This is a genomic window from Mesorhizobium sp. M7D.F.Ca.US.004.03.1.1, assembly GCF_003998635.1.
Classification (GTDB): Bacteria; Pseudomonadota; Alphaproteobacteria; order Rhizobiales; family Rhizobiaceae; genus Mesorhizobium; species Mesorhizobium loti.
The window spans coordinates 1-2,112 of sequence record NZ_RZQG01000982.1 but is presented as its reverse complement, the minus strand read 5'-3'; the positions used below and the strand labels follow the sequence as shown (position 1 = coordinate 2,112).

The window sequence follows — 2,112 nt, the reverse complement described above, 5'->3', positions numbered from 1 at the left end:
GGTTGTAACCACCGCCGATGAAGCGGGCGGTGATGCGGCCGTGGTTGTTGCGGCCGCCCGACTTGGTCAGGCCTTCGGTCAGACCCTTGACGGGCTTGCCCTTGTAGAGGCCCGAGCGGTCGACGATGACCAGCTGACGGGTGCTGGGCGTTACCGGGTTGAATTTTTTCAGTGCCATGTTTCTGTCCTCGCGGCCTTGCTCAGAGACCCGTCGCGACGTCGATCGACTGGCCATCGGCCAGCGTCACAATCGCCTTCTTGACGTCGCTCTGGCGGCCAACCGTGCCACGGAAGCGCTTGATCTTGCCCTTGCGGACAAGCGTGTTCACGGCCATCACCTTGACGCCGAACAGCGCTTCGACGGCGGCCTTGATTTCCGGCTTCGACGCCTTCTTGGCGACGTTGAAGACGACCTGGTTCTGCTCGGAGGCCATGGTCGACTTTTCGGTGATCGCCGGCGAGACGATCACGTCGTAATGACGAAGGTCGGTCATTTAAAGCGCTCCTCGAGAGCCTCGACGGCGGCCTTCGAAAGGACCAGCGTGCCGCGGCGCAGAATGTCGTAGACGTTGATGCCCTGAATGGGCAGCACGTCGATGTTGGGGATGTTCGTCGCCGCCAGCTTGAAGTTCTTGTCAAGCTCGGCGCCGCCGATCAGCAAAGCGTTGGTCAGGCCCAGCGTCGCGAAATTCGCGATCAGCGCCTTCGTCTTGGCCTCGGTCAGCTTCAGCTCGTCGATGATGATGATCGACGCGCTCTTGGCCTTGGCCGAGAGAGCATGCTTGAGGCCGAGCGCGCGAACCTTCTTCGGCAGTTCGTGCTCGTGGCTGCGAACGACCGGGCCGTGGGCCTTGCCGCCGCCGCGGAACTGCGGAGCGCGTGCCGAATGGTGACGGGCGCGGCCCGTACCCTTCTGCTTGTACATCTTGGCGCCGGTGCGCGCGATCTCGGCGCGGCCCTTGGCCTTGTGGGTGCCCTGCTGCTTCTTGGCGAGCTGCCAGCGCACGACGCGCTGCAGGATGTCTTCGCGCGGATCAAGGCCGAAAATCTCGTCGGAGAGTTCCACCTTGCCGGCGTCCTTGCCGCCCAGCGTTGTGATCTTGAGATCCATTATTCCGCTCCCTCTGTGGCCGGAGCCTCGTTCTTGGCGCCACTTTCGGCAGCGACGGCGCGGATCGCGGCAGGCTTCGGCGCATTGGCCGGCAGCGCCACCTTGGCCGCATCGCGGACCAGGATCCAGGCGCCCTTCGATCCGGGAACCGCACCGCGGATCAGGATCAGGCCGCGGTCGGCGTCGGTCGATACGATCTCGACATTCTGCGTGGTGACGCGGGTGTCGCCCATGTGGCCAGCCATATGCTTGCCCTTGAACACCTTGCCCGGGTCCTGGCGCTGGCCGGTCGAACCGTGCGTACGGTGCGAAACCGAGTTACCGTGCGTTGCACGGCCACCGCCCATGTGGTGGCGCTTGATGACGCCCTGGAAACCCTTGCCGATCGTCGTGCCCGTCACATCGACCTTCTGGCCGGCGACGAAGTGCTCGACGGTGATCTCGGCGCCGACATCGATCATGTTGTCGGCGGAGACGCGGAACTCGGCAACCTTCGCCTTCGGCTCGACGGAAGCGGTCGCGAAATGGCCGCGCATCGCCTTCGACGTGTTCTTCACCTTGGCCAGGCCAACGCCGAGCTGAACGGCGGTGTAGCCATTCTTCTCTTGCGTGCGCTGGGCCACGACCTGGCAGTTCTCCATCAGGAGAACGGTGACGGGAACATGTTCCCCGGCATCGTTGTAGATGCGGGTCATTCCCACCTTCTTTGCAATCACACCTGAACGCATCGGTTCAATTCCTTTAGAGTTCCGGGCCGGGGGCACCGCCCCTTACCGCGCTCTCATTCCCTTAGAGCTTGATCTCGACGTCGACGCCGGCGGCCAGATCGAGCTTCATCAAAGCATCGACCGTCTGCGGGGTCGGATCGACGATGTCGAGCAGACGCTTGTGCGTGCGCATCTCGAACTGCTCGCGGCTCTTCTTGTCGACGTGAGGCGACCGATTGACCGTAAACTTTTCGATCCGCGTCGGCAGCGGAATGGGGCCGCGGACGTTGGCAC

4 protein-coding genes and 1 pseudogene are annotated in these 2,112 nt (G+C 63.5%); all 5 read right to left on the bottom strand.

Translation table 11 applies throughout. The annotated features are described in order from the left end of the window. Window positions 1-178, bottom strand: a pseudogene (rplB, locus tag EN935_RS32770) (50S ribosomal protein L2); the annotation flags it as partial. A 22-nt stretch (window positions 179-200) separates the two neighbouring features. Continuing rightward, window positions 201-494 (bottom strand): 50S ribosomal protein L23, encoded by a 294-nt coding sequence (locus EN935_RS32765; protein WP_023757976.1) that lies wholly within the window; start codon window positions 492-494, stop codon window positions 201-203. Then, window positions 491-1,111 (bottom strand): 50S ribosomal protein L4, encoded by a 621-nt coding sequence (rplD, locus tag EN935_RS32760; RefSeq protein WP_056588603.1) that lies wholly within the window; start codon window positions 1,109-1,111, stop codon window positions 491-493. The genes EN935_RS32765 and rplD overlap by 4 nt, the downstream gene beginning before the upstream one ends. Further along, window positions 1,111-1,839 (bottom strand): 50S ribosomal protein L3, encoded by a 729-nt coding sequence (gene rplC / locus EN935_RS32755; RefSeq protein WP_013531422.1) that lies wholly within the window; start codon window positions 1,837-1,839, stop codon window positions 1,111-1,113. The genes rplD and rplC overlap by 1 nt, the downstream gene beginning before the upstream one ends. Window positions 1,840-1,900: 61 nt before the next feature. Then, on the bottom strand, window positions 1,901-2,112 hold a 212-nt coding region (gene rpsJ, locus EN935_RS32750), incomplete at its 5' end, for a 30S ribosomal protein S10 (protein WP_127374064.1).

Excerpts from the sequence above, each read along its gene's own strand:
- EN935_RS32765 (WP_023757976.1), bottom strand. The coding sequence starts at position 494 with ATGACCGACCTTCGTCATTACGACGTGATCGTCTCGCCGGCGATCACC.
- rplD (WP_056588603.1), bottom strand. The coding sequence starts at position 1,111 with ATGGATCTCAAGATCACAACGCTGGGCGGCAAGGACGCCGGCAAGGTG.
- rplC (WP_013531422.1), bottom strand. The coding sequence starts at position 1,839 with ATGCGTTCAGGTGTGATTGCAAAGAAGGTGGGAATGACCCGCATCTAC.